A 23687-nucleotide genomic window follows, 5' to 3' on the forward strand; every position below is an offset into this window, starting at 1 on the left:
TTGATACCTGTTTTCTTGGCTCTTGATTCTTGGCTCTTGATTCTAAATAAATATGAACACAAATAATGTAGAAAAGCATCGATTGATCCCTGCCGGGATCCTGTTCCCTTTTATTCTTCTTACTTCGCTCTTTTTTATCTGGGCGGTACCCAATAATATGACCGACACTATGCTGGCGGCATTCAAACGTATCATGAGCCTGACCGATACGGAGACGGCATGGATACAGGTCGTCTGTTATCTTCTTGGTTATGGATTCTTTGCGCTTCCTGGCGCCATCTATATCAAGAAACGTACTTTTAAATCAGGGGTACAGATGGGACTTCTGTTATGTATCGTAGGATCGATCCTCTTTTATCCGGCTATGTTGGTAAACAATATCAGTTCACCGCTGAGTTTCGCCACCTATCTCTTCGCCATTTTCGTGATGTTTGCCGGATTATCGGTACTGGAGACCTCTACCAATGCTTATGTCTATGCGCTGGGCGATCCGACGACAGCTACCCGCAGATTGAATTTCTCCCAATCATTCAATCCTTTCGGTGCATTGGCGGGTGCACTGGCAAGCCAGATATTTGTACTGTCACAGTTGAATACGCTGACAGCCGGCGAACGTGCACACCTGAGTGAGTCGGAACTGACTACCATCCAGAATGGTGAGTTGAACGCCGTCACTATGGCTTATCTGATTCTGGGAGTGGTGATGCTGGTGGTACTGCTTTTGATCATCTTTACCAAAATGCCGAAAGCACAGGATGATGATAAGAGCCTGAATCTGAAAGCAACATGGGGGAGATTAAGGAAGAATAAAAACTATATTTGGGGAGTAATCGCACAGTTTTTCTATGTGGGTGCACAGATTGCTGTCTGGTCGTTCATGATCCGCTATGCCATGCACCAGCTCGATTTTGACTCCGTTATTGTAACTCTGGGAGCCAATCCTTCACAGGACGCCATTATTGGAGCACTGCGCCATGTAGAACCGGTAGCGGGGGGCTTTTATGCCTTGTGTGAATTCCTTGGGTTGGATGCAATGCTGCCTCGTACGGCTGAACAGGCAGCAGCCACCTACTACGTTCTTTCATTAGTGCTCTTCGTTCTGGGACGGTTTATATGCACCTGGCTGATGAAATACACCCGTCCGGTGAATATATTATCGGGGCTGGGTATTCTTGCCGTGATCTGTTCATTTTTGACTATCTACGGCGAAGGATTTATCGGTGTGTATGCCTTGATGGGTATTTCCGGCTGCATGTCGGCTATGTTCCCCACAATTTATGGCCTTGGTATGAGGGGACTGGGGGATGATACGAAGATTGCCGGCTCGGGTATGGTAATGGCTATTGCCGGTGCGGCATTACTCACACAGATGCAGGGCATACTTTCCGATCAGGTAGGTAGTATTAAATTCGCATATTGGGTACCTGCCATCGCCTTTATTATCATTACTTACTACAGTTTAACCATAGCGCGCAGCAAGAAGCTGGGCAACGGAAAATAAAAAGATATGAATAGATTAGTCATAGGTATCGATTATGGTACCGATTCATGCCGTGCGATTGCGGTAGATACAACCTCGGGCAAAGAGCTGGGGGGAGCGATTTCCAACTACCCCCGCTGGAAGAAAGGTTTGTACTGTGATCCTTCCAACAACCGTTACCGCCAACATCCGCAGGATTATATCGATTCGATGGAAGAGGCGATTCATGCGTTATTGGCACAATTACCGCACGATCAGGTGAACAATATTGTCGCCTTGGGGATAGATACAACCGGCAGTACTCCTTGCCTGACGGACTGTGACGGTACTCCGCTGGCATTGCTGCCTGAATATGCCGAAGATCCCGATGCGATGTTTATCCTCTGGAAAGATCATACTTCCATACGTGAGGCCGACGAGATCAATCAACTGGCATATGGCTGGGAGATCGATTATACTTCACGATCCGGTGGTATTTATTCTTCGGAATGGTTCTGGGCCAAAGCACTGCATGTACTGAGAGCCAATGAGAAAGTGCGGACGAAGGCTTGCTCGGTGATCGAGCATTGCGACTGGATGCCGGCATTGTTGACAGGCAACCTGCGGCCGGAAGCGGTGAAACGGAGCCGCTGTGCTGCCGGGCACAAAGGTATGTGGGCAGCGGAATGGGGCGGTTATCCGTCGCAGGAGTTCCTATCTGCGCTTGATCCCTCTTTTGAGGGATTTGCAGCCCGTCTGTCGAATGAAACATATACGAGTGATATCTCTGCCGGGAAACTGACCGAAGAGTGGGCTAAACGCCTCGGATTGCCCCGAAATGTGGATGTGGCCGTCGGCATCATCGATGCACATGCCGGTGCCATCGGTGCGGGTATCACCGCCAATAGCATGGTGAAGATCGTCGGTACTTCCACCTGCGATATTGTGGTCGCCCCGAAAGAGGATATCGCCGGAAAACAGATTCCGGGTATCAGCGGCCAGGTAGACGGATCGGTTATCCCGGGCCTGATTGGACTGGAGGCGGGTCAGTCGGCTTTTGGCGATGTATATGCCTGGTGGAAAGAGGTGCTTTTGTGGCCATTGAAGCTGTTGCCTGAAGCGCAGCATGTTGAGGCGGCATCACTGATATTGTCAAAACTGACTGATGAAGCACAGAAATTGCCGATAACGGAATCGGATCCGGTAGCCGTCGACTGGTTGAATGGACGCCGTACACCATTTGCCGATCTCACTCTCAAGGGTGCTATATCCGGTATCACCCTTGCCACCACCCCGGCACAAATATTTAAGAGTCTGGTGGAAGCTACCGCTTTTGGTTCGCGTGCCATCATGGAGCATCTTGAAAAGGAAGGTGTGCAAGTGAATGAGGTGATCGGCGTGGGGGGTATCTCGTTGAAATCACCCTATGTAATGCAGATGCTTTCCGACATCATGGGAGTACCCATCAAGGTGGCTGTCGCCCAGCAGGCGGGAGCATTGGGATCGGCGATATGTGCTGCCGTTTCTGCAGGAGTCTTCGACACGATGGAGCATGCACTGGAGTCGATGGGACAGGGTTATAAAACGGTGTATGTTCCACGTCCCGAAAACCGGGATACCTATGATATCTTATACGCCAAATACAGAGCTTTAGGGAATAGTCTGAATTAATATAATTGATGGTATGAAGAAATTACTGTTCACTTTAGTGTTCTATGTAGGGCTTGTTATTGGTTATGCACAGCAGCCGATGACACCCGGGACGGCATTGGATGCTTATGTGCATAATGGTGATCCGACGTGGGGATGGGAAGTGCGCCATAGCTATGAACTGGATCAGGCAAAGGCCTATTCTTTGCTATTCATTTCCCAGAAATGGCAGGGGATCCTGTGGAAACATGAACTGCTTATTTTCGTACCGGAATCGGTAGAACAGGATGGAGCGCTTTTGTTTGTGGATGGAGGGTCGGTAAATGACGGAATACCGAAATTCGCGAACGAGAGTGATGGCCTGTTTATGTTTCTATCAGCCTTGGCCAACCGTAATAAAGCCCTTGTGTGCCTGTTGAAGCAGGTACCCAATCAACCCTTGTACGACGGCCTGAAAGAGGATGCATTGATCTCCTATACACTGAATAAGTTCAGGAAAGACAAGGATTACTCTTGGCCGTTGTTGTTCCCGATGACCAAGACGGCCTACAAGGCAATGGATGCAGTGCAGGAATTTGCATCGCAACTACTGGACCGGCAAGTAAACCGTTTCCTGGTCTCTGGAGCATCGAAGAGGGGATGGACCAGTTGGCTTACCGGTGCCCTTCAGGATCCGCGGGTGGAAGCTATTGCTCCTATGGTGATCGATATGCTGAATATGCCTGTCACCCTCGATTATCAGAAACAACTCTATGGAGAATACAGTGAAGAGATCCAGGATTATGTGAACCTGGAGATCCCGCAGGCGATCCATAGCGAATTTGGAAGTGCTGTAGTGCAGATGATAGACCCCTACTCTTATCGGAAGAGACTGACGCTGCCCAAAATGATTATTATGGGCACCAACGATCCTTATTGGACGGTGGATGCGGTGAAGCATTATATCAATGATATCCCCGGGCATAACCTGTTGCATTACGTGCCCAATGCCGGTCACGGTCTGGGGGATAAAGTCCAGGCTTTTGGTGCGCTCAGCGCATTCTTTGCCTGTATGTTGCAAAAGGCGGATTATCCTGTTTGTGAGTGGAATCTGGCGGAGAAAGGAAAAAATATCGATCTCAGGGTGGAAGGTTCTCCGGATAATCTGGTAGGAGCGATCCTGTGGAAATCGGTCTCCGACAGCAGGGATTTCCGTAAGGCGACATGGACGAAGAGTGATATAGTAATCAAAGAAGGAGTCAGTCCTGTGGCAGATGTAAGGATAAAATACCCGAAAAGCGGCTTTCAGGCCTTTTATGTAGATCTGGTCTATAAAGATCCGCATGGAAATGAGTTTACGGTAAGTACACGGACATTTGTCTCCGACCACAAAAAAGTATTCGTGGATTAAAGGTATTATTTTCATTAATTGTTTATCTTTGGCAGATAAAGATATAATATGATGAAAATAATACGATTGTCACTTTTTATTGTGTCCCTTTTTTGTGTTCAATGGCTGGTTTCAGCTGATAGAAACGGGACAGAGAAGCCCCCGAAGGTAAAGAATGTTATTATTATGATTGGTGACGGGATGGGCGTGAGCCAGGTGTATGCCGGGATGACGGCAAACAGGGGAACACTCAATCTCGAAAGATGCCAGTTTGTGGGATTCTCCAAGACTTATTCTGCAGATAGTTATATAACGGACTCGGCTGCCGGGGGTACCGCCATCGCATGTGGAACCAAAACCAAGAATGGTGCCATAGGGGTGGATCCTGAGGGAAATCCTGTGAAATCGTTTCTTGAGCATGCTGCAGAGAATGGTTTTTCGACCGGAGTGGTGGCCAGTTGCGCCGTTACCCATGCTACGCCGGCGTCATTCGTCGCCCATCAACCGAGTCGTAACATGCAGGAAGAGATCGCGGTGGATTTTGTAAATTCCGACCTCACTCTTTTTATCGGTGGAGGAAAAAAGTATTTCGATGACCGTAAAGATAAGGAGAACCTGCTGGAAAAATTGAAGGCAAGAGGTTTTCAGCTTGCATTCAATATGGAGGATGTCAGGAAAGTCTCTTCAGGGAAACTGGCCGGACTTGTAGCCGACGAACACCCTGCTCCATATCCCGAAAGGGGGGAGTTCCTTCCCGAAAGTGTGCAGGCTGCTATCAACCTATTGAAAAACAATAATAAAGGATTCTGTCTGATGGTGGAAGGCTCGCAAATCGATTGGGCATGCCATTCCAACGATGAGAAAGCGACCATTCAAGAGATGCTGGATTTCGACCGGGCCATTAAGGTAGCTTTCGATTATGCCGATCAGGATCCGAATACGTTGGTGATTGTCACGGCAGACCATGAGACAGGGGGGATGTCGCTTACCGGCGGAGACTTGTCGTCCGGAAAAGTAGAAGCCAAATATGGTTCAAAGGGGCATACTTCGGTGATGGTCCCCGTGTTTGTATATGGAGCCGGTGCTGCCGAATTCGCGGGAATATATGAGAATATCGATATCCTCGCTAAGATTCTGAAGCTGTACGGATTTGATAAGTAATGGATTAGAGTTATTGTTATACCTGTAATAATTTTATTAATCGTGAGGATAGTATAGATGGAAAATAGAAGGCATTTTATCAAAAAAGTATCGGCTGGCGTAGCTGCCATGGCCATAGGGAGTAAGGGTTTTGAATTGAGTGCCAGGAGCTATGCCCATATGCGCGGTGCAAACGATAAGATTCGTGTCGGGGTTGTGGGTTTTTCCGATAGGTTCAGAGGTTCGCTCCTACCCAGTTTTATGGACCATGCCAAGGAGTTGAATTTTGAGCTGGTCGCCTTGTCCGATATATGGAGTCGCCGTCGCGAAGAGGGAAAAGCCTATATCAAGGAGAAAACGGGATGGGATGTCGCCCTGTGCCGTAATAATGAAGAGTTGTATGAGCGGAACGATATCGATGCGGTTATTATCAGTACGGCCGATTTCCAGCATGCATTGCACCTGGTGGAAGCAGCCAGAGCGGGTAAGGATGCCTATTGCGAGAAACCGTTTGCGGAAACCATGGATGATGCCAATGCAGCGTTAAAAGCGTGTAAGGAAAGCGGTATTGTGGTGCAGATAGGCTCACAGCGCCGTAGCGGTGCGAATTACCATGCCGCCCATGATTATATCCAATCCGGAAAATTCGGTGATATCGTGATCGCCGAGATGTGCTGGAACGTGAACCAGCCGGGCCGTTGGCGCAGACCCGATTTGTGTGCCTCTATCAGGGAGAGCGATGTGGACTGGAACCGCTATCTGATGAACCGGCCCAAAGTGGCGTGGGACCCGCGCAAATACCTCGAATACCGTCTCTTCTGGCCCTATTCGTCGGGTATACCGGGACAGTGGATGTGTCACCAGATCGATACGGTACACTGGTTCACTGGATTGGCTTACCCGCGTAGTGTGGTTTCCAACGGAGGGATTTACCTGTGGAAAGATGGGCGTACCAATGCCGATACGTTGACATCGGTATTCGATTACGGGCCATTGGATGATGATAGCAAGGGTTTTCAGGTAACTTATTCCTCCCGTTTCAGCAATTCTGCCGGAGGTACAAAAGAACTCTATTATTCGAACGGTGGAATGTTGAACCTGGATACCAACGAGATTACTCCCGAAGGTGGATTGACTGAACGTGAGGCCTCTGCAATGGGACTGAAGGCCAACCGTCTTGAAAAATTCACATTGCCGAGTGTTACCGTGGAATCGGGAGCCAATACCGGAGGTGATCCTCTTACTTCAGCCCATATGCGCAACTGGATGGAATGCGTGAGGGCGAAGAATGTGGCGACCAACTGCCCTGTGGAGGCAGGACATAGCCATGCTATCGCCTGCGTGATGGCTAATGCCGCTTTCAGGACAGGCATGAGGGCTGTATACGATCCGGCAAAGAAACAGATTTTGGCGGGAGGCAAAGTGTTTAAGTATTGAATAGAACCAAGAGCCAAGATTCAAGAACCAAGACTTGGAAGTCGGTGAAAATTAAGAAGTCGGAAATAAGAAATTAGAAGTTGGAAGTGGCGAAATCATTGTCAATTGTCAATTGTCCATTAAAAAAGTTTTGTGTCTTGATTCTTTTGTCTTAGTTCCTAAAAATTTGCCTATGAGATCTTTTCATTACAGTATAGTGCTGGCAATCCTTATGCTTGTCATGGCATTTTCTTCGGATCCTTATGAGCCGGAGTTTGCTGTATGTACAAGTATAGCTAATTATCCGTTGCTCAAAACGGCAGGATACAGTTATGTCGAGTCGAATGTGTCGTACCTGATGCCGGATAAGGCTGATGATGAATTTCAGAAAAATCTGGATGAAATAAAGGAATATGATGCCAAGATTATATCCTGTACCAGTTTTATTCCGGGTAGTTTGCCGCTCGTGGGTCCTGAAACCAAACAGGATGAAGCATTGGAATGGGCTGAGACTGCGCTGCGTAGGGCGGGTATGCTAAATATCCCCTACATTGTTTTTGGAAGCGGTAAGGCCCGTCATGTACCGGAGAATTTCAGTAAGGAGGAGGCAACGCAACAATTCATTGATTTTTGTAAACAGGTTGCACCATTGGCCGGGAAGTACAATGTAACGGTAGTTATTGAACCTTTAAACAGGGTGGAAACCAATCTGATCAATTCTCTGGAGGAAGGTGCACGGATCGTGGAGGCGGTCAATCATCCGAATCTGCAGTTACTGTGTGATATATACCATATGATGCGGGAAAATGAACCCGCCATGGAAATAGTGAAGTATGCCAAATGTATCCGTCATTGTCATATTGCCGAACGGGAAGAACGTACCTCTCCCGGCACTAAGGGTGATGATTTCAGACCCTATTTCAGGGCATTGAAAGAGATCGGCTATAAAGGGTGTGTCTCTATCGAATGCAGGTGGAACGATTTGCCTCATGAGATTTATCCGGCGCTCTCCTATATGCAGGAACAGTTCCGGTCGCTGTAGTGGATCACAGAATTTTGGATAATGAAATAAGGTAAAAAAGGAGTGTTTGTCTGCCGCACGGTTTTCTTTTGAAAACAAATGAAATCAAGAGATCCTTTCATACTGTTGGAGGATCATAAAGTGATCGATGCAATCGGGGATTTCTTCTCTCCGGTGGGTCACATAAATCAGAGACTTTCCGGGCTGGTGTGCAAAAGACTCGACGATGGCGGTGCACCGTGCTTTGTTATATTGGTCTAATCCGTGAAAAGGCTCGTCGAGGATCAGCAACTCCGGATTTTTGATCAACGCCCGCGCGAAGAAGAGCAACCGCTGTTCGCCAGAGGAGACTTTCAGGAATGGCCTCTCTTTCAGATGGTCTATTTGTAGTATTTTCAATAGTTTCTCCGCCAGAAGCGTTTGTTGTGGGTTACACTTGCGATATAACCCGATACTGTCGAAAAAACCGGAGGCGACCACCGCTGTGCAGGTTACATTTTCCCTGTAATAGAGGTGTAATTCTGAAGAACTGAATCCAATACGCCTTTTGATATCCCAGATGCTTTCGCCTGTCCCTCTTTTCCGCCCAAAGAGGCGTATGTTTTTGGCATAAGCCTGCGGATTGTCGGCAAAGATATAGCTGAGCAGGGTCGACTTACCGGAGCCGTTGGGCCCCAGCAATGCCCATTTCTCACTCTTTTGGATGATCCAGTTCACATCCTTCTGGATGATCCGATCTCCATAGGCAATTGCCACATGGTTCATCGATACCAACTCGTCACTTTCGGAAGAGCGCTCCTCGAGTGTGAAATCGTGCCAGTCGATTTCGGACCGGATTCCTGAACCGGAATTGTCGTGCTTGGAGCCGTCGCCGGGTAGCCTCTCCGGGATAAAATCCGACTTCTCACCCCGATAATTGATCATGCAGTCCTTCATCTCCAGGATATGCGTTGTGCAGGCAGGAAGATCATCAACGGAAGGGGCAAGGATGAGCAACTGGATATGGCATTGATGGAGGAGAAAGAGAAACATCTCGTTGAGTGCATTGCGCGATGCCTCATCCAGACCGATAAAGGGATTATCGAAGATCAACATTTTCGGGTTGTCAAGCAATACCCTCGCAATAAGGAATTTTCGCAATTCTCCACTGGATAGATGGATAAACTTCCGGTCCATCAGGTCGAAGATATGGAAGGTGTTGAATATAAGTCGATTTTCTTCCGATATTTTTTCCAGCGGCAATAATTCACTCACCAGTGGTATCTCTTCATTTTCAGAGTTATTGAATCGTTGCTGGTAAAACAGCTTGCGATAGTCGAGCAGTGAATAGGCGGCATTGAACTCGATCTTCCTGATCTGTTGAGAGGGCAATCGACCATCCATTTTGGCATCCGGTTCTTCCAGAAGATGATAACGGATATTACCCGACTGAATGGCTATCTTTCCACAAATCAGGTTCGATAATAATGATTTTCCACTTCCGTTCCGCCCTACAATACTCCATACCTCGCCACGGTTGATATCCCAGTTGATAGGTTGGGTGAAAGGGGATTCGGGCATCCTTGGAACGACATTCTGAAGTGTAATACAATGAGACATACCTTTTATGCTGTTTTGTTGGGGTGTGAAACTATTTACTTACATAACGTGATCGACCTAAGCCATGACCAATTTATCTTTTCAACAACTTAAAAATAGGTATTTTTTTCGCTATAATCCTACTATTTATCTGCTTTTATTATATCGAACCCACATGTGTGGTGTTGGCGAGTGCTGATTATGTCCTCCGGTAGGAGGAAAGTCGTTTTGGGGTACGAATTATGTTTCCAGCGAGCAGAAGACCCTTTTCGAGGGTACGGATAAGGCTTTGTTCCTGTTGGTGGAGATTTTATTCGATTATTTAAGAATTAACGAGGAAAAAAATTGAGCGGTTAATTTATATTACACAAGATACGCTTATCTTTACAGCCAAGTTGAATACTCCTAAAACTGGCTTAGTCGTTGAGGCAAAAGTCATAGACATGAGAATAAATTATTATTCTTAGTATTTAAATGAAACACAAGTTATCAATTAAAACTATTGAACGATGAAAACTCGTAAATCCTTATTAATTGGTTTTTTTGTATGCCAACTGTTATTTCTTTTGTCTATTTTATTAAGTGTGCCTGGTTGTATGCATTTATTGAGTGTACCCGGTTATATGAATTGGGATAAGAAAAGTGGAGGAGGTATGGCAACGGAAGGTATTACTCCTGCTTTGGAAGAAAGTCCGGTTACTATTCCTTCTATACCTGACTCGATAAAAGTTTTTGAACAGGTGGATACTCTTCCTGAATTCCCCGGAGGATTGGATGCCATGAGGAAATGGATTCAGGAGACGATAAATTATCCACCTGGCGGCAGCAATGATTTGCAGGGTCGGGTAATAATAACTGTTATAGTGGAAAAGGATGGAAGTTTGACGAATCTGGAAATTGTGCGTGGTGTTGATCCCTCCTTGGATAAGGAGGCGCTCAGGGTAGTGAGGGCGATGCCCAAATGGAAGCCTGGCATTCATCAGAATAAGATTGTGAGAGTCCGGTGTACGGTACCGGTTACGTTTATTCTTGCTAATTAAAGCGAGTTAGACCTAAGCTACGGCAAACTTTTCGTTTCAAAATAGTTCTTATCCAGCCACGTTGGTTTCTATCCCCAACTCTCCTACCCTGGCCGCTATTTTCTGCAAATCGTCCAAAGGGACTTTTACGAGCTCTTTGGCGGGCGTTTCCCGGTCGATGGTGTAGATCATCACCTCGCGCGGGTTAAGCGTTCTGATGAGTTCTAACCAGGCTGAAATCTCCTCTTCTGTGGTGTTGTCTATTTCCTGACCTTCGAACCTACCCCTCACAAACATCGTCTGCAGGATAAAATTGCCATGGAAGCGTTGATAACGTTCCACTTGTTTTGCGACCGAATAGCCGGGTGCATTGGGACGATCCAGTAGACGGACGGTCTCGTCAATTGCCGAGTCGAGTTTCAGGATGGGGTTTTCTATCTTTTGAAGCGCCTCGAATACTTCCGGCTTGTTGAGATGCATGCCATTGGTCAGCACGCTTATTTTGGCATTGGGGAAGTATTGGTTGCGCAATGCGATGGTATCATCAATGATACCTCCAAACTCCGGGTGCATCGTCGGTTCCCCGTTACCGGCAAAAGTTATTACATCGGGTGTGACGCCTTCACAATGTAATGATTGCAGTTTATCTTCCAGTGCAGCCCGTACATTTTCCCGGTCGGGTAACTTCGTTTTGGTGCGGAAATCTTTATTGAAGCCGCATTCACAGTAGATGCAATCGAAGGAACAGAGTTTGCCGTCATACGGCAAGAGGTTCATCCCAAGCGATATCCCTAACCGCCGGCTGTGGATAGGGCCAAAAACAATCTCATGAAATAGTATGGTGGACATATGATGTAAGAACTTAGAATATAGAATTAACGTGACTAAAACCATGACAGGATCCGGTCGGTTCCGAAAGCAATTACTACATATCGTAAAAATTTGCCGATGGTCATCGATATCATTACGATAGAAGTATTGGCCCGCATAAAGCCTAATGCCACCAGTATCAGGTCGCCTACGCCGGGGAGAAAGCCGAAAAACCCCATTATTGCTCCTTTTGTCTGCAAACGGGAAATCATATTGTCGATTTTCTCCCTTTTTATTTTGAACCATTTTTCCAGCCATGCTGTTTTACCCAGGTGACCCAGATAATAGCATGTTGCTCCGCCAAGGGAGTTGCCCACGGTAGCGTAGGCGATGCAGGTCCAGATATCATATCCTGTGGCAATCAGTGCCGCGAAAACTACTTCCGAACTTAACGGTAAGATAGTCGCTGCCAGAAAAGAAGCCAGCAATAATCCCCAGTAACCGAATTCCGCTAATCCGTCTAACATACAATTAATTGGCACATTGGCATATTGAGTTATTGGCACATTGATCAGTGAGCTACCAACCAGTTCTCCCCTACTCCTATATCGGTCTTTAGAGGAATCGACAACCGGCAGGCATTTTCCATCTCCTCTGTTACAATTTGTTTCACCTTTTCGAGTTCATCGGGAAAAACATTGAAGTTCAATTCGTCATGTACCTGGAGGATCATTTTGGACTGGAGTTTCTCTTTCTCTATCCGGTTGAAGATACGGATCATGGCTATTTTGATGATATCTGCCGCACTTCCCTGAATCGGTGCGTTGATAGCATTCCGTTCGGCATAGCCGCGAACGACGGCATTCCGTGAGTTGATATCGGCAAGATAGCGTCTGCGTCCCAGAAGTGTCTCTACATAGCCTTGTTCACGTGCGTGGGCAATACTCTCATCCATATATTGCTTCACTTGCGGAAAAGTGGCGAAATACCCGTCGATCAGTTCTTTGGCTTCACCACGGGGAATATTGAGCCGTTCCGACAGGCCGAAGGGTGTGATGCCGTAGATAATCCCGAAATTGGCTGTTTTTGCCTTGCGTCGCATATCTCCTGTAACCTCTTCGAGAGGTATTTTGTAGATTTTTGCCGCGGTGGCAGCGTGAATATCCTGTCCCTTGTTGAAAGCTTCGGTCATGTTTTCATCGCCGCTCAGATGTGCCATGATACGCAGTTCGATCTGTGAGTAGTCCGACGAGACGAAGAGGCATCCTTCATCGGGGATAAACACTTTCCGCATCTCTTTTCCCCGTTCGTCGCGGATAGGGATATTCTGCAGGTTGGGGTTGGTACTGCTCAGACGGCCTGTAGCGGCTACTGTCTGGTTGAACGAAGTATGTATCTTGCCGGTCCGTGGATTGATAAGGAGCGGGAATGCATCGATATAGGTACCGAGCAGTTTTTTCAACCCTCTTTGTTCCAGTATCTTTTCGATGATTGGATGTTTCGAGCGTATCTTTTCCAGTTCTTCTTCGCTGGTACTGTATTGTCCAGTCTTGGTCTTTTTTGGCTTCTCCACGATCATCAATTTGTCGAAGAGGATCTCCCCGATCTGTTTCGGTGAATTGATATTGAAATCGATACCGGCCATATCGGTGATCTCTCTTTCAATTTTCTGTAAATCAACGGTATATTGTATCGATAGATCTTCCAGCGCTTTCAGGTCGAGTCTTACCCCTGTCCATTCCATATCGGCCAGTACATAGACAAGGGAACATTCAATATCATAAAACAGTTTTTCCAGTTTGTTGTCGTGGATCTCCCGTTCCAGTATATTTTTCAGTTTCAGTGTGATATCGGCATCTTCCGCGGCATAATCGGCCACGATTTCCGGATCTATATCGCGCATATTTTTCTGGTTCTTACCTCTGGGGCCTATCAGTTCCTCGATATGGATTGTCTTGTATTTGAGGTAAGTATCTGCCATATAATCCATTCCGTGTCGGAGTTCCGGGTTGAGAAGATAGTGGGCGATCATCGTATCGAAGAGTTTGCCTTTTACATGGATATCATAATTGCGAAGTGCCAGGATATCATATTTGAGGTTCTGCCCGATCTTACCGATAGCCTCATTTTCGAAAAAAGGCTTGAAAATTGCTACCTGACGATAGGCCTCTTCACGGTCGCCCGAGATGGGAATGTAATAAGCTTCTCCTTCCTGATAAGCGAAAGAAAGCCCTACCAGGTCGCTCAATAACGGATCGGTACCGGTGGTTTCGGTGTCGAAGCAGACTGATGGCTCAGCCATCAGCTTTTTGCATAGCTCCTCCATCTCCTCTTCTGAGCGTATCATCGTGTAGTGGTGTGGAGTGGAGTGGATATCGGAGTAATTGGCGGGCATTTCCTCGACAGGTGCAGTTTCCGCTGTGGCTGTCTCATCGAACGCCGCAAACAGATCGCCCTGTACCGGTCCTTTGGGAGCCACCGGGGTAGGAGGGGATTGATTGAACATTCGATTCAGGAAGGTACGGAACTCCAACGCCTCAAAAAGCGTTTTCATTGCCTCCCTGTTCATCTCTTTTCGGGCGAGATCCTCTTCTTTTACCTCAATAGGTACGTCGGTTTTGATCGTAGCCAGAAATTTAGAGAAAATAATCTGTTCGCGATTCTCCTCTACCTTCTTTTGCAATGCTCCTTTCAGTTGATCGGCATTGGCCAGCAGGTTTTCAATCGAGCCGAACTCTTTGAGCAGCTTTACGGCTGTCTTCTCTCCTACTCCCGGGCAGCCGGGGATATTGTCGGAAGCGTCTCCCATCAATCCCAATAGATCTATCATCTGGGCTGGGCTGCAGAGATCATACTTCTCCATCACCTTCCTGTCGTCCAGAATGTCAAAATCATTACTGCCGTATTTGGGCTTGTAGATGAAGATATGCGATTCCGTAAGCTGGCCATAGTCTTTATCAGGGGTCATCATATAGACATCAAAACGATCTTTGTCTACTCGTTTGGCAATGGTGCCGATCACATCATCAGCTTCATAACCGGCCATCTCCAACACTGGAATATTGTATGCTTCAATGATCTGCTTGATGATGGGTACCGAACGTTTGATATCTTCAGGAGTCGCTTCGCGTTGCGCTTTGTAGGCCTCATACTCCTGGTGACGGAAAGTAGGACCATCAGGATCGAAAGCAACCGCTATATGCGACGGATTTTCCTTTTGGAGCACCTCCTCCAAGGTATTCACAAACCCGAAGACGGCGGAAGTGTTCTCACCTTTTGAATTTATCCTCGGATTCTTGATAAATGCGTAGTAGGAACGGTAAATGAGTGCATAGGCATCCAGAAGGAAAAGTTTATTTCTGTCCATAAATGTCTAAAAAAGGGATTAAGAAGTGTAAAGTTACGAATATTTGTTGCTAAGAGGAGAATTATTTATAAATTTGTGACATAAAATTCAGGAGGTGATGGATCAGAGTCAGGTCATAAAAGACTTTCTGCAGGAAGAACTGACAATTTTTGATATTTATTTGCGAGAATCGATCAGAAATGACAATCCCCGCATTTCAGGAATTATCGATTATGTCTTTAAGGCTAACGGCAAAAGGCTGAGGCCTATGCTGGTGTTGTTGGCTGCAAAAGCGTCCGGGAGAATTATACCGGAGACATACCATGGTGCGGTGACTATTGAGTTGTTGCACACGGCTACGCTTGTGCACGACGATGTGATTGACAAGTCCGACGTACGTAGAGGGAGAAGTTCGGTGAATGCGATCTATGATAATACCAGGGCGGTTCTGGTGGGTGATTATCTTTTATCGTCGGCTTTGGAGGAGAGCGTAAAGACAAACAATCTTGATATCGTGCGTATCATATCGGAGTTGGGAAAAGAGCTCGCTGTAGGTGAATTGGTCCAGTTCTCACTTGCTGAGGAGGTGATCATAGATGAAGCATCTTATTTTGAAGTAATCGAAAAGAAAACCGCCTCTTTATTGCGTGCCAGCATTACTATCGGAGCTATTACAGGAGGTGCTCCCCCACAAACCATTTCCAAATTCGGCCGTTTAGGAGGGATTCTGGGGATTTGTTTCCAGATAAGGGATGATGTCTTTGATTATTACAAGACCGATGTGGGTAAGCCTACCGGAAATGACATCAGGGAGGGAAAGGTAACACTTCCGCTAATATATGCTTTGCAAAATGCACCCAAACCTTTGTCGGATGATATATTGAAAATTATTTATTCGCATGATTATTCGGAAGAGAATATTGAGCGTGTGCTTGATTTTGCCAAAGAGTATCATGGGGTAGAGTATGCTGATAAAAAGATACGGGAGTTATTGGATGAAGCGGAAACTATCATATCAGAACTCGCCATAGATGACCCTATCAAAGATCTTTTGCGTCTTCTTCTTATCTATTTGAACAATCGCGATTATTAAAAAGAAAAAAGAGAGTGAAACTGTTGGTTCACTCCCCTTTCCCCTTTCTTCATTCTTCTTCTGTCACTTATTGGATTTCAATCAGTTTAGAGATAGACGTTTTTTCTTCCTTTACGGTGGGAATTTCGACGGTCAGAACTCCGTTTTCCACTTTAGCCAATATTTTGTCTTTTTCTACATTTTCGGGAAGTACCATTCTCCTCTGGAATTGTGTGTAAGAGAATTCGCGTCTCAGATAGGTTCCCTTTTTGTCTTTCTCTTCCTGTTCATTCTTCTTTTCAAAAGAGATTACCAGATTATTTTCCTCGTCGATTTTCACTACACAGTCTTCCTTGGTCATACCCGGAGCTGCTACCTCCACTGTAAAGCCATTTTCATTTTGCTGGATATTGATAGCCGGCACAGATCGGCTGCTGTTTTCCATCCATTCATTACCGAAAAAGTCATTGAATACACTTGGTAACCAGTTATTTGTACGTCTGATAATTGCCATAATTTTACTCCTTTCTTTTATTTTATATTTGTTCTTACATCATTGGAAGGGCAAAATATGTGCCGAGTGAATAAAGGGTTCATGAAAGTATATAAAAATGACAAAATGTCTTGTTTAGGCGAAGATAAACGATAAAAAGAGATAGATATCAGACAAAATGGCATTGTTTCGTGTTGTGTTATCAGCAAAGAGACCATTCAGGGTAGGGCAGAATGGTCTCTTTCGATAGGTGGCTTGTTTGTCCGAAGATATTATTCGAGAATCGAATATATTCTCTTACCGAAGTGGGTTTTGCCGTATCGGTCGGTAGCCCGCACTTCGATAGTATGTTTGCCTTCTGACAGATCAGTTGGAACAGGGCCAATCCATACATGCGTGCTGTTCACCGGATTCGACGGACGTCGTCCCGGCAGTAATTCCTCAGTGAAATCCCACTCCAATAATTTTGTGAGATAGTTCAGATCGGGAGCAGAGACATAGTGCATTTTTCGCCATTCTCCCTCATCAATCCTGTACTCTACCAGATCATTCTTACTACCCATAAAGAAGTTCACCATGACCTGCGAAGTCGTCCTTCCTTTATGCGGGACTACTCTTGGAGCAAAGATATTCATTTGATAATCGTTCCCTTTACCCGCAACCTTATAATCCACATCATATTGGTTTCCGTTAATATTCAGGAAGGCATATCCTTGCGGGGTGCCGTCACGCATAGTCGCATCGGGCAATCCCTTCTCGTCGAGTTTTCCTGAATACCAGTCTCCTGAAGTAGTACCGACGTTATATTCATGCAAAGGCTTTTTCCCTTTCCATCCTTCGGCTTCCGTATACTCTATCTGGTCTTGTAAATGAGTGTGCGCCGATAGGATCAATACGTTCTCATAATCTTTCAGCAGGTCGAACAGGCGTTCGCGGTCCTCCAGGCGGTACGAACCGCCCGAATTGTCTTTCATATGAATATGCTGTGATAAGACCACCAGCCTGTCTTTGGGAACATGTTTCAGGTTGTTTTCCAGGAAAATGAGCTGATCTTCCCGGTAGCCGCCCCAATAACCTTTACTATCGCGCGGATCGGGATAGAGGATGTTGTCGAGGATGATAAAATGGACATTGCCGTAGTTAAAAGCATAATTCGCGCTGCCAAAATTCTTTTTGAAGGTTTCATCCGAAAGTTCATCGGATGGAGCGTCGTAATTCATATCGTGGTTGCCCATCACGTTATACCACGGTAATTCCAGGCGACGCATCCGTTCTTTGTAGACAGGGTGCAGATCGAGGTTATCCCCTGCGATATCACCCAAGCTGATACCAAAAAGGGTCTTATCGGTCTTTTCCACATCACTTACGATTTTTTCTGTGAAATAGTCCATATCCTGTATGGAGTAGGGTTGTGGGTCTCCGAAAACAATAACGGTAAAATTCTCCGGCTCATCCTGTTTAAAGAGGGCAAAATCTACCGACTTAGGGAGACTTCCTGTGGGTGATATCCCCTTATAAGTAAAAGAATCAGGTGAACCTTGCGGTTTATGGTGGTAATAGAACCGGGGAATATAGTTTTCGTCCACAGGAAGAGTGTATCCGCTGGGCTTGATCACGAAGATCGTATTACCCTCGATTATAGGGAGACTATAAAATCCTTTACTGTCTGTAAGTACCACATCTGTTCCGTTTGAAACCGGGACATTGGGTATTCCGGCTTCACGTCTGTCTTTTTTACTGTTTCCATTGGCATCTTCATATACGTATCCTTTAACTGTCTGTTGGGAATAGGTAAGAATACTACTGAAAAAAAACAGGATAATAATAAGTAAATTTCTTTGCATAGAGATGTGTTTTATAATTTAGTGCATTGAACTACAAATATACATCTTTCTTCCTGTCAATCTGTTACGAAATGGTGAACTTTAGTGAACTTTTTAGTTAAACGAGCACAGAGGCAAAACCTGTTTTGAACATTTTCGTTAAGCAAAACGGGCAGAAAGCCGGTAAACCGACCTTCTGCCCGTTGTAAGTACTGAAAAGACTGAAAGAAAATAAATCCCTTTAGTATCTCAGGAGTGATTTCTCGGCTATCTCTTCTTCATTCTTTACCGGGACCAGTGTGAAGCCCCATGTGTAATCCTGGTTGGCTGGAATACTGTATTCGGGCAGGGGGCGTGCTCCCCAACTGTTGTATCCTGCTACACCTTGCTGTTTCATATCGATGCATACCTCCACAAAGTCTCGAGGTATAATATCGTTGATATGAGTTTGACGTGGACGCTTGTTCTTTGCCTCCTCATCGGAACGGGATGCGATTTCTTCGCTGCTGAAATTGTTCCATTGATAGGGTCTGTTTTTATTTTCTTCAGAATCAAAATCTTCGACGCTGTTACGTAATGCGTTGAATCCTATTGTACTGTCAGCAACTATCAATAGTCTGCCTTTTCCCCCCGTGAGAGTTACCCACCGCGTATCGGTTCTGTGACCGTTCTCTTGTGGGCGGGAATAGGCGACATACATATCTTCTGCCGTAGTGCTATAAATACCTACTTTTGATCCGGAAGCACGGTCTACATAATTTTCTCCGGGTCCCCTGCCAAAATACTCTATGTTGTTCATCGATACTGGTAGACGGAAACGAACGCCGATACGCGGGACGCTTAAAGTAGAGGATGCTTTGCGGGCAGCCGACGCCTGCGGTGAGAAGGTGGCTGTCAGGGTAGCCTCTGAAGCGACAACCTCGGTCTCTTCCATATCGGTGGAGTGGAACTGCACGTTTACTTTTACAATTCCCGACGGGTAGATATTGTATTTTACGGTATAGAGATTACCGGCAGCGAGCAAATAGGTGGTCTCTACCACAATATTTTTTCCCTCCGGATAACTCTTCACATCAGTCACGTTGAAGTCTTTGCTTGATTCTTTCCATACTTGTAGTCGGTGAGGATTACCACTACCGTAGTCGTTATCGTTTGGACCACGCCAGAAATTGGGTTGTATACCGAAATCCTTGTTAAAATACTCCTTGCCCTCTACCTTATAAGAAGTAACCATCCCTTTTTTCTTGTCGAAAAGGAATTGCAGGTGCGGAGAGGAGACACGGAGAATGTTTTCGTTCTGGTCAACCTTCAATGCGGGCCTGTTTTTACTTTCGGTGTAGCTCTGTTTTGGCGTTGAAATTGGCAATTTGAATTGCTCTATGGCCACGATATAACCTGCTGGTACCAATGATTGTGCCTCTTTCTGAACTACATCAAAATTGACAAAATATTCTGCTCCTGGTATGGATTGGAGGTTATTGACCGGTATTGTAACCTCTGTCGTTTGTTGTGGTAACAGGGAAATATTCAGTTCTCCTTCTGCGACTGTCGCTCCGTCTTCTGTGATGATGTAACGGAAAGAATAGTTATCCGTATTGGAGAAGTATTGCCGGTTAATAACCCGGAAAACACCTTTCTCCAGATCAATCGCCTCAAAAGCGAAATTTTGATGTACGTATTGAATTTCGGCCATGGCAGGGTGGGGATTCCTTGCCGGATCAACAACCCCGTCACATACAAAATTACCGTCGCTTCCCATATCCGTACCGTAGTCTCCTCCGTATGCCCAGAATTTGTTTCCTTTTTCATCCTCTTTCAGTAAACCGTGTTCGACCCATTCCCAGATATATCCTCCCTGTAGGTTGGGGTACTTGTAGATTGCCTCCCACTGTAGATCTATATTTCCATTAGAGTTACCCATTGCATGCGAATACTCTGAAGGAATTACCGGACGGTCGCTTCCTGCCTTACCAATTTCCTCCAGCCAGGCTGCACTGGGATATTGGGGAACATACATATCGGAATTGAAACCCCATAATGCCCGTTCATAGTTTACAGGGCGGTTCATCAGGCTCCTCTCCTGATCTTTCAGGTATTTGTAGGTATGGAAGAAATTGATCCCGTTACCTGCTTCATTCCCGAGCGACCAGATGAAGATGGATGGTTGGTTTTTATTTCTTTCGAACATATTCACTGTTCTGTCCATATGCGCCTGCTCCCACTCGGGATGTTTGGCAAGTGAACGTTCGCTGTAATAGAGCCCGTGTGATTCGATATTGGCTTCATCATATACATAGAGTCCGATTTCATTACATAGTTCATAGAATCGACGCGATTGAGGGTAATGAGAGAGGCGGACACTGTTGATATTGTGCAGTTTCATTAACTCGAAATCTTTTAGCATCAACTCTTCCGTAACGTAGTGCCCGGTTTCGGGATTAGTCTCATGGATATTGACCCCTTTTAGTTTGATGGGCTGTCCGTTCACAAGGAAAAGACGGTCGATCCGTTCTCCCGTTTTTACGGCTTTGATCTCAAAACGTCGGAAGCCGACAGGGTAGGGGACTACTTCAGTTGCACTCTCACCTTTTTTCTTCACTGTAATAAGTAGTTTATAAAGATGAGGCTGTTCTGAAGTCCATGTTGCTACATTTGGTAGTTGTGCTCTGAAACGTATGGAATTCTCACCATGGCTTTGCACGGCTATTGGCTTTGTTTCAGAAGCAACTACCTTACCGGAGGGATCGAGTAATTCGTATGAAACATCGGCATGGGAAGCGCCCGATTGATAGTTGCTGACCGTTGTTTCCAGTTCGAGGATACCATTGCGGTAACTGTCATCAAGAGTCGATGTCACCCTGAAGTCGCGCAATGATGTCTTGGGTTGTGACCAGAGGAAGACATCCCGTTCAATGCCGCTGATACGCCAGAAGTCTTGTGCTTCGAGATAGGAGCCGGTGCTCCAACGGAATATTTTGAGTACGAGAGAGTTCTTCCCGGGCTTTACGTGGGAGTTGATCCTGAATTCAGCAGCAGTCTTGGAATCTTCGCTATATCCCACTTCTTTACCGTTGATAAATACATATACTCCCGATTTTGCTCCATCGATCGTTAGAAATATCTCGCGACCATTCCAATCTTCCGGAATATCTATCTCACGACGATAGACCCCTACAGGATTTTGTTCCGGAAGATAGGGTGCTTCCATCTTGGGATACCGCGTTTGAGGATCGCGTTCCACAAATTCATAGGGATGATTGACATATATGGGGGTACCAAATCCTTGTATTTCCCAGTTACCAGGGACTTTAATATCTTTCCAGCCCGCGAGATTAATGATAGAATCGGTGATGTTCTCTGGCAATTGTTTATAGGAATCCACGAAGTAGAATTTCCAGGTTCCATTTAAAGAAAGATAATATTTACTTTTCTCAAAAGGTATCGTCAATGCTTCCGATTTGTTGTCGTAGGTCATAAACTGCGTACGTGGATACTCTTTGTTTACCTTTACTACGTTTACATCCTGCCAATAGGGTAGTGAACGTCGATTGGAAATCGATTTGTGATCCTGGGCTGACAATGTGCTTACAGAAAGCAAAAATGTTATTGTCCCTAGGAGGAAAGATTTGATATTCATAATTATACGGTGAAAAGTGAAAAATTAAGAATTAAAAGGGATAAGTATTTTGTTGATTCGTTTAATCATCACATTATCACATTATTTAGCTTCTATTCTCGCGAGGAGATTATCTGCCAATCTGCTGGCACCCAGACGGAAGAGAGTATTATTGCACCACTCTTCACCAAGAATTTCTTTTACTATAGTGTAATATTTTACTGCATCTTCTGTAGTAGCAACTCCTCCGGATATTTTTATCCCTATCTTCGTTCCGGTTTTAGCCTGGTAGGAGAGGATAGCATGGCACATCACATAAACTGCTTCAGGAGAGGCTCCGGGGTATCCTTTTCCGGTGGATGTTTTTAGAAAGTCAGCTCCGGAATATAGAGCAAGGATAGATGCGTTATGAATATTCTTTACATTCTGTAATGCTCCTGTTTCCAGAATTACTTTTAACGTGGTGTGACGACAGGCTTCCTTGATTTCTGTGAGTTCCTCACACATATCTTCATATTCGGCATCCAAAAATTTTCCTAGATTGATGACTACATCTATTTCATCTGCACCGTCTGCGACAGCCAAAGCTGTTTCTGCTACTTTAATCTCGCTGAAAGTCTGTGATGATGGAAACCCACCCGCCACACAGGCTATTTTTACATCAGCAGTAAGCGCTTCTTTCACAATACTGGCAAAGTTGGGATATACACAGATGGCCGCAACATTATCCGTTTCCGGATTAGTGCCGTCGAACCTATTTATCTTTTCGGTAAATTTCCAGATGCTCTCGTTTGAATCGGTACTATTGAGCGATGTGAGGTCAATACAACTATACAGTTTTTTATAGACAGAGGTAATATTGTTCTCTTTATACTTTTCTGCAAGAAGTTCATTTACTTTTTTCGATACTTCTTCGTCCGTCAGCTTGAACGGGTGTGCATTGATTGCTTTGCTATATTTATTTGATTCCATTTGTTTTATTATATAATAAGTCTATTGGGATACCTTGATTAAATATCTATAATTTACTGTTATTCAGGTGCCTATCGGCGTCTCTTGCTATCTTCTTTTCTATGTTTTTGCGCCATGCATCCTCCATATCAACTCCGGTCTGGTTGGCCAGGCAGAGTAGTACCCATAGTACATCCGCCATTTCGTCTGCCAGGTTTTTCGATAAGTCAGATTTCTTGAATGATTGGTCACCGTAAGTCCGTGCCATAATCCGTGCCAATTCACCTACCTCTTCGGTGAGGATAGCCATATTGGTCAGTTCACTGAAATATCGTACACCATAAGTTTTTATCCATTGATCTACCTGCTCTTGGGCTTCCTGTATTGTCATGATTCGTTTTGTTTATCGTTGCATCAGTAAATAGTCCGATAAAGAATGTTTTTTGCGATCGTCGTTGTCTTATCGGTTCTTATTCCCTGTTCTTTGAATCGATCCAGATAGTTACAGGGCCATCATTCACCAATTCTACCTGCATGTCGGCGCCAAACTCACCGGTGGCTACCGGTTTTTGTAGCATCTCCGATAGGGTAGAACAGAACTGTTCATATAGCGGAATGGAGATCTCCGGTTTGGCGGCACGTATATAGGAAGGGCGATTGCCTTTCTTTGTACTGGCATGCAGCGTGAACTGCGAAATTACCATGATATCGCCGCCGGTTTCGAGTATCGACCGGTTCATAATCCCGTTCTCATCGTCAAATATACGTAAATTTACCGTTTTTTTGCATAAAAAGGTAATATCTTCTTCATTGTCGGCTTCTTCAATGCCCACCAATACCAGCATTCCCTCTTTTATACTGTTCTTTTTCCGTCCTCCGATATGAACGGCTGCTTCTGTTACACGTTGAATCAATAGTCTCATA

The 23687-nt window shown here is 45.4% G+C and carries 18 protein-coding genes; 8 read left to right on the forward strand and 10 right to left on the reverse strand.

Translation table 11 applies throughout. The features are described from left to right. Positions 1-52 precede the first annotated feature (52 nt). The 6 genes from VB073_RS05500 (at position 53) to VB073_RS05525 (ending at position 8076) form a co-directional block, all read left to right on the forward strand. The gene (locus tag VB073_RS05500; RefSeq protein WP_323403136.1) at positions 53-1501 is read left to right on the forward strand and encodes a sugar MFS transporter; all 1449 of its coding nucleotides are present in this window, start codon (positions 53-55) and stop codon (positions 1499-1501) included. 6 nt (positions 1502-1507) lie between these two features. Continuing rightward, entirely contained in the window at positions 1508-3130 is a 1623-nt protein-coding gene (locus VB073_RS05505) for a ribulokinase (protein WP_323403137.1), read from the forward strand. A 13-nt stretch (positions 3131-3143) separates the two neighbouring features. Then, positions 3144-4499: a PhoPQ-activated pathogenicity-related family protein gene (locus VB073_RS05510; protein WP_323403138.1), complete on the forward strand. Its 1356-nt coding sequence runs from the start codon at positions 3144-3146 to the stop codon at positions 4497-4499. A 48-nt stretch (positions 4500-4547) separates the two neighbouring features. Then, on the forward strand, positions 4548-5639 hold the full coding sequence (locus tag VB073_RS05515; RefSeq protein WP_323403139.1) for an alkaline phosphatase: 1092 nt from the start codon (positions 4548-4550) through the stop codon (positions 5637-5639). Between the two features lie 57 nt (positions 5640-5696). Continuing rightward, the gene (locus VB073_RS05520; protein ID WP_323403140.1) at positions 5697-7055 is read left to right on the forward strand and encodes a Gfo/Idh/MocA family oxidoreductase; all 1359 of its coding nucleotides are present in this window, start codon (positions 5697-5699) and stop codon (positions 7053-7055) included. Between the two features lie 172 nt (positions 7056-7227). Next, on the forward strand, positions 7228-8076 hold the full coding sequence (locus VB073_RS05525; RefSeq protein ID WP_323403141.1) for a sugar phosphate isomerase/epimerase family protein: 849 nt from the start codon (positions 7228-7230) through the stop codon (positions 8074-8076). Between the two features lie 84 nt (positions 8077-8160). On the opposite strand, the gene VB073_RS05530 is transcribed toward VB073_RS05525, so the two are convergent. Further along, the gene (locus VB073_RS05530) at positions 8161-9654 is read right to left on the reverse strand and encodes an ATP-binding cassette domain-containing protein (RefSeq protein WP_323403142.1); all 1494 of its coding nucleotides are present in this window, start codon (positions 9652-9654) and stop codon (positions 8161-8163) included. A 575-nt stretch (positions 9655-10229) separates the two neighbouring features. On the opposite strand from VB073_RS05530, the gene VB073_RS05535 reads away from it, so the two are divergent. Continuing rightward, complete coding sequence (locus VB073_RS05535) at positions 10230-10673, forward strand: energy transducer TonB (protein WP_323403143.1); 444 nt, start codon at positions 10230-10232, stop codon at positions 10671-10673. 48 nt (positions 10674-10721) lie between these two features. Here VB073_RS05535 and VB073_RS05540 read toward each other — a convergent pair whose 3' ends face one another. From VB073_RS05540 to polA, 3 genes are read right to left on the reverse strand one after another with little or no spacing between them, the layout of a single operon-like run. Next, positions 10722-11501, reverse strand: a complete 780-nt coding sequence (locus tag VB073_RS05540) for a radical SAM protein (protein WP_323403144.1) — start codon at positions 11499-11501, stop codon at positions 10722-10724. Positions 11502-11536: 35 nt separating this feature from the next. Next, positions 11537-11989, reverse strand: a complete 453-nt coding sequence (locus VB073_RS05545; protein ID WP_323403145.1) for a YqaA family protein — start codon at positions 11987-11989, stop codon at positions 11537-11539. 44 nt (positions 11990-12033) lie between these two features. Next, a complete protein-coding gene (gene polA, locus VB073_RS05550; RefSeq protein ID WP_323403146.1) occupies positions 12034-14829 on the reverse strand; it encodes a DNA polymerase I in 2796 nt (931 codons plus the stop codon). A 97-nt stretch (positions 14830-14926) separates the two neighbouring features. Here polA and VB073_RS05555 point away from each other — a divergent pair, with 97 nt between their 5' ends. Beyond that, complete coding sequence (locus tag VB073_RS05555; protein ID WP_323403147.1) at positions 14927-15901, forward strand: polyprenyl synthetase family protein; 975 nt, start codon at positions 14927-14929, stop codon at positions 15899-15901. Positions 15902-15968: 67 nt separating this feature from the next. On the opposite strand, the gene VB073_RS05560 is transcribed toward VB073_RS05555, so the two are convergent. The 6 genes from VB073_RS05560 to dtd all read right to left on the reverse strand — a co-directional run bounded on the left by VB073_RS05560 (position 15969) and on the right by dtd (position 23686). Next, positions 15969-16394 carry an Hsp20/alpha crystallin family protein gene (locus VB073_RS05560; protein WP_323403148.1) on the reverse strand — a complete coding sequence of 142 codons (426 nt, stop codon included), beginning with the start codon at positions 16392-16394 and terminating at the stop codon, positions 15969-15971. A gap of 251 nt (positions 16395-16645) precedes the next feature. Continuing rightward, entirely contained in the window at positions 16646-18217 is a 1572-nt protein-coding gene (locus tag VB073_RS05565) for a calcineurin-like phosphoesterase family protein (protein ID WP_323403149.1), read from the reverse strand. Positions 18218-18437: 220 nt separating this feature from the next. After that, positions 18438-21833, reverse strand: a complete 3396-nt coding sequence (locus VB073_RS05570) for a glycoside hydrolase family 2 TIM barrel-domain containing protein (protein WP_416349500.1) — start codon at positions 21831-21833, stop codon at positions 18438-18440. Between the two features lie 81 nt (positions 21834-21914). Further along, positions 21915-22784: a deoxyribose-phosphate aldolase gene (gene deoC / locus VB073_RS05575; protein ID WP_323403150.1), complete on the reverse strand. Its 870-nt coding sequence runs from the start codon at positions 22782-22784 to the stop codon at positions 21915-21917. Positions 22785-22830: 46 nt separating this feature from the next. Next, positions 22831-23154, reverse strand: coding sequence for a nucleotide pyrophosphohydrolase (locus tag VB073_RS05580; protein WP_323403151.1), 324 nt, complete (start codon positions 23152-23154; stop codon positions 22831-22833). A gap of 79 nt (positions 23155-23233) precedes the next feature. Next, positions 23234-23686, reverse strand: coding sequence for a D-aminoacyl-tRNA deacylase (gene dtd, locus VB073_RS05585; RefSeq protein ID WP_323403152.1), 453 nt, complete (start codon positions 23684-23686; stop codon positions 23234-23236). Between the last annotated feature and the right edge of the window lies 1 nt (position 23687).

Origin of the sequence: Proteiniphilum sp., from assembly GCF_034927365.1 — a bacterium.
GTDB lineage: Bacteria > Bacteroidota > Bacteroidia > Bacteroidales > Dysgonomonadaceae > Proteiniphilum.

Bases quoted from the DNA above. Each gene is read 5' to 3' on its own strand.
- VB073_RS05500 (WP_323403136.1), top strand. From the start codon at position 53: ATGAACACAAATAATGTAGAAAAGCATCGATTGATCCCTGCCGGGATC.
- VB073_RS05505 (WP_323403137.1), top strand. From the start codon at position 1,508: ATGAATAGATTAGTCATAGGTATCGATTATGGTACCGATTCATGCCGT.
- VB073_RS05510 (WP_323403138.1), top strand. From the start codon at position 3,144: ATGAAGAAATTACTGTTCACTTTAGTGTTCTATGTAGGGCTTGTTATT.
- VB073_RS05515 (WP_323403139.1), top strand. From the start codon at position 4,548: ATGATGAAAATAATACGATTGTCACTTTTTATTGTGTCCCTTTTTTGT.
- VB073_RS05520 (WP_323403140.1), top strand. From the start codon at position 5,697: ATGGAAAATAGAAGGCATTTTATCAAAAAAGTATCGGCTGGCGTAGCT.
- VB073_RS05525 (WP_323403141.1), top strand. From the start codon at position 7,228: ATGAGATCTTTTCATTACAGTATAGTGCTGGCAATCCTTATGCTTGTC.
- VB073_RS05530 (WP_323403142.1), bottom strand. From the start codon at position 9,654: ATGTCTCATTGTATTACACTTCAGAATGTCGTTCCAAGGATGCCCGAA.
- VB073_RS05535 (WP_323403143.1), top strand. From the start codon at position 10,230: ATGCATTTATTGAGTGTACCCGGTTATATGAATTGGGATAAGAAAAGT.
- VB073_RS05540 (WP_323403144.1), bottom strand. From the start codon at position 11,501: ATGTCCACCATACTATTTCATGAGATTGTTTTTGGCCCTATCCACAGC.
- VB073_RS05545 (WP_323403145.1), bottom strand. From the start codon at position 11,989: ATGTTAGACGGATTAGCGGAATTCGGTTACTGGGGATTATTGCTGGCT.
- polA (WP_323403146.1), bottom strand. From the start codon at position 14,829: ATGGACAGAAATAAACTTTTCCTTCTGGATGCCTATGCACTCATTTAC.
- VB073_RS05555 (WP_323403147.1), top strand. From the start codon at position 14,927: ATGGATCAGAGTCAGGTCATAAAAGACTTTCTGCAGGAAGAACTGACA.
- VB073_RS05560 (WP_323403148.1), bottom strand. From the start codon at position 16,394: ATGGCAATTATCAGACGTACAAATAACTGGTTACCAAGTGTATTCAAT.
- VB073_RS05565 (WP_323403149.1), bottom strand. From the start codon at position 18,217: ATGCAAAGAAATTTACTTATTATTATCCTGTTTTTTTTCAGTAGTATT.
- VB073_RS05570 (WP_416349500.1), bottom strand. From the start codon at position 21,833: ATGAATATCAAATCTTTCCTCCTAGGGACAATAACATTTTTGCTTTCT.
- deoC (WP_323403150.1), bottom strand. From the start codon at position 22,784: ATGGAATCAAATAAATATAGCAAAGCAATCAATGCACACCCGTTCAAG.
- VB073_RS05580 (WP_323403151.1), bottom strand. From the start codon at position 23,154: ATGACAATACAGGAAGCCCAAGAGCAGGTAGATCAATGGATAAAAACT.
- dtd (WP_323403152.1), bottom strand. From the start codon at position 23,686: ATGAGACTATTGATTCAACGTGTAACAGAAGCAGCCGTTCATATCGGA.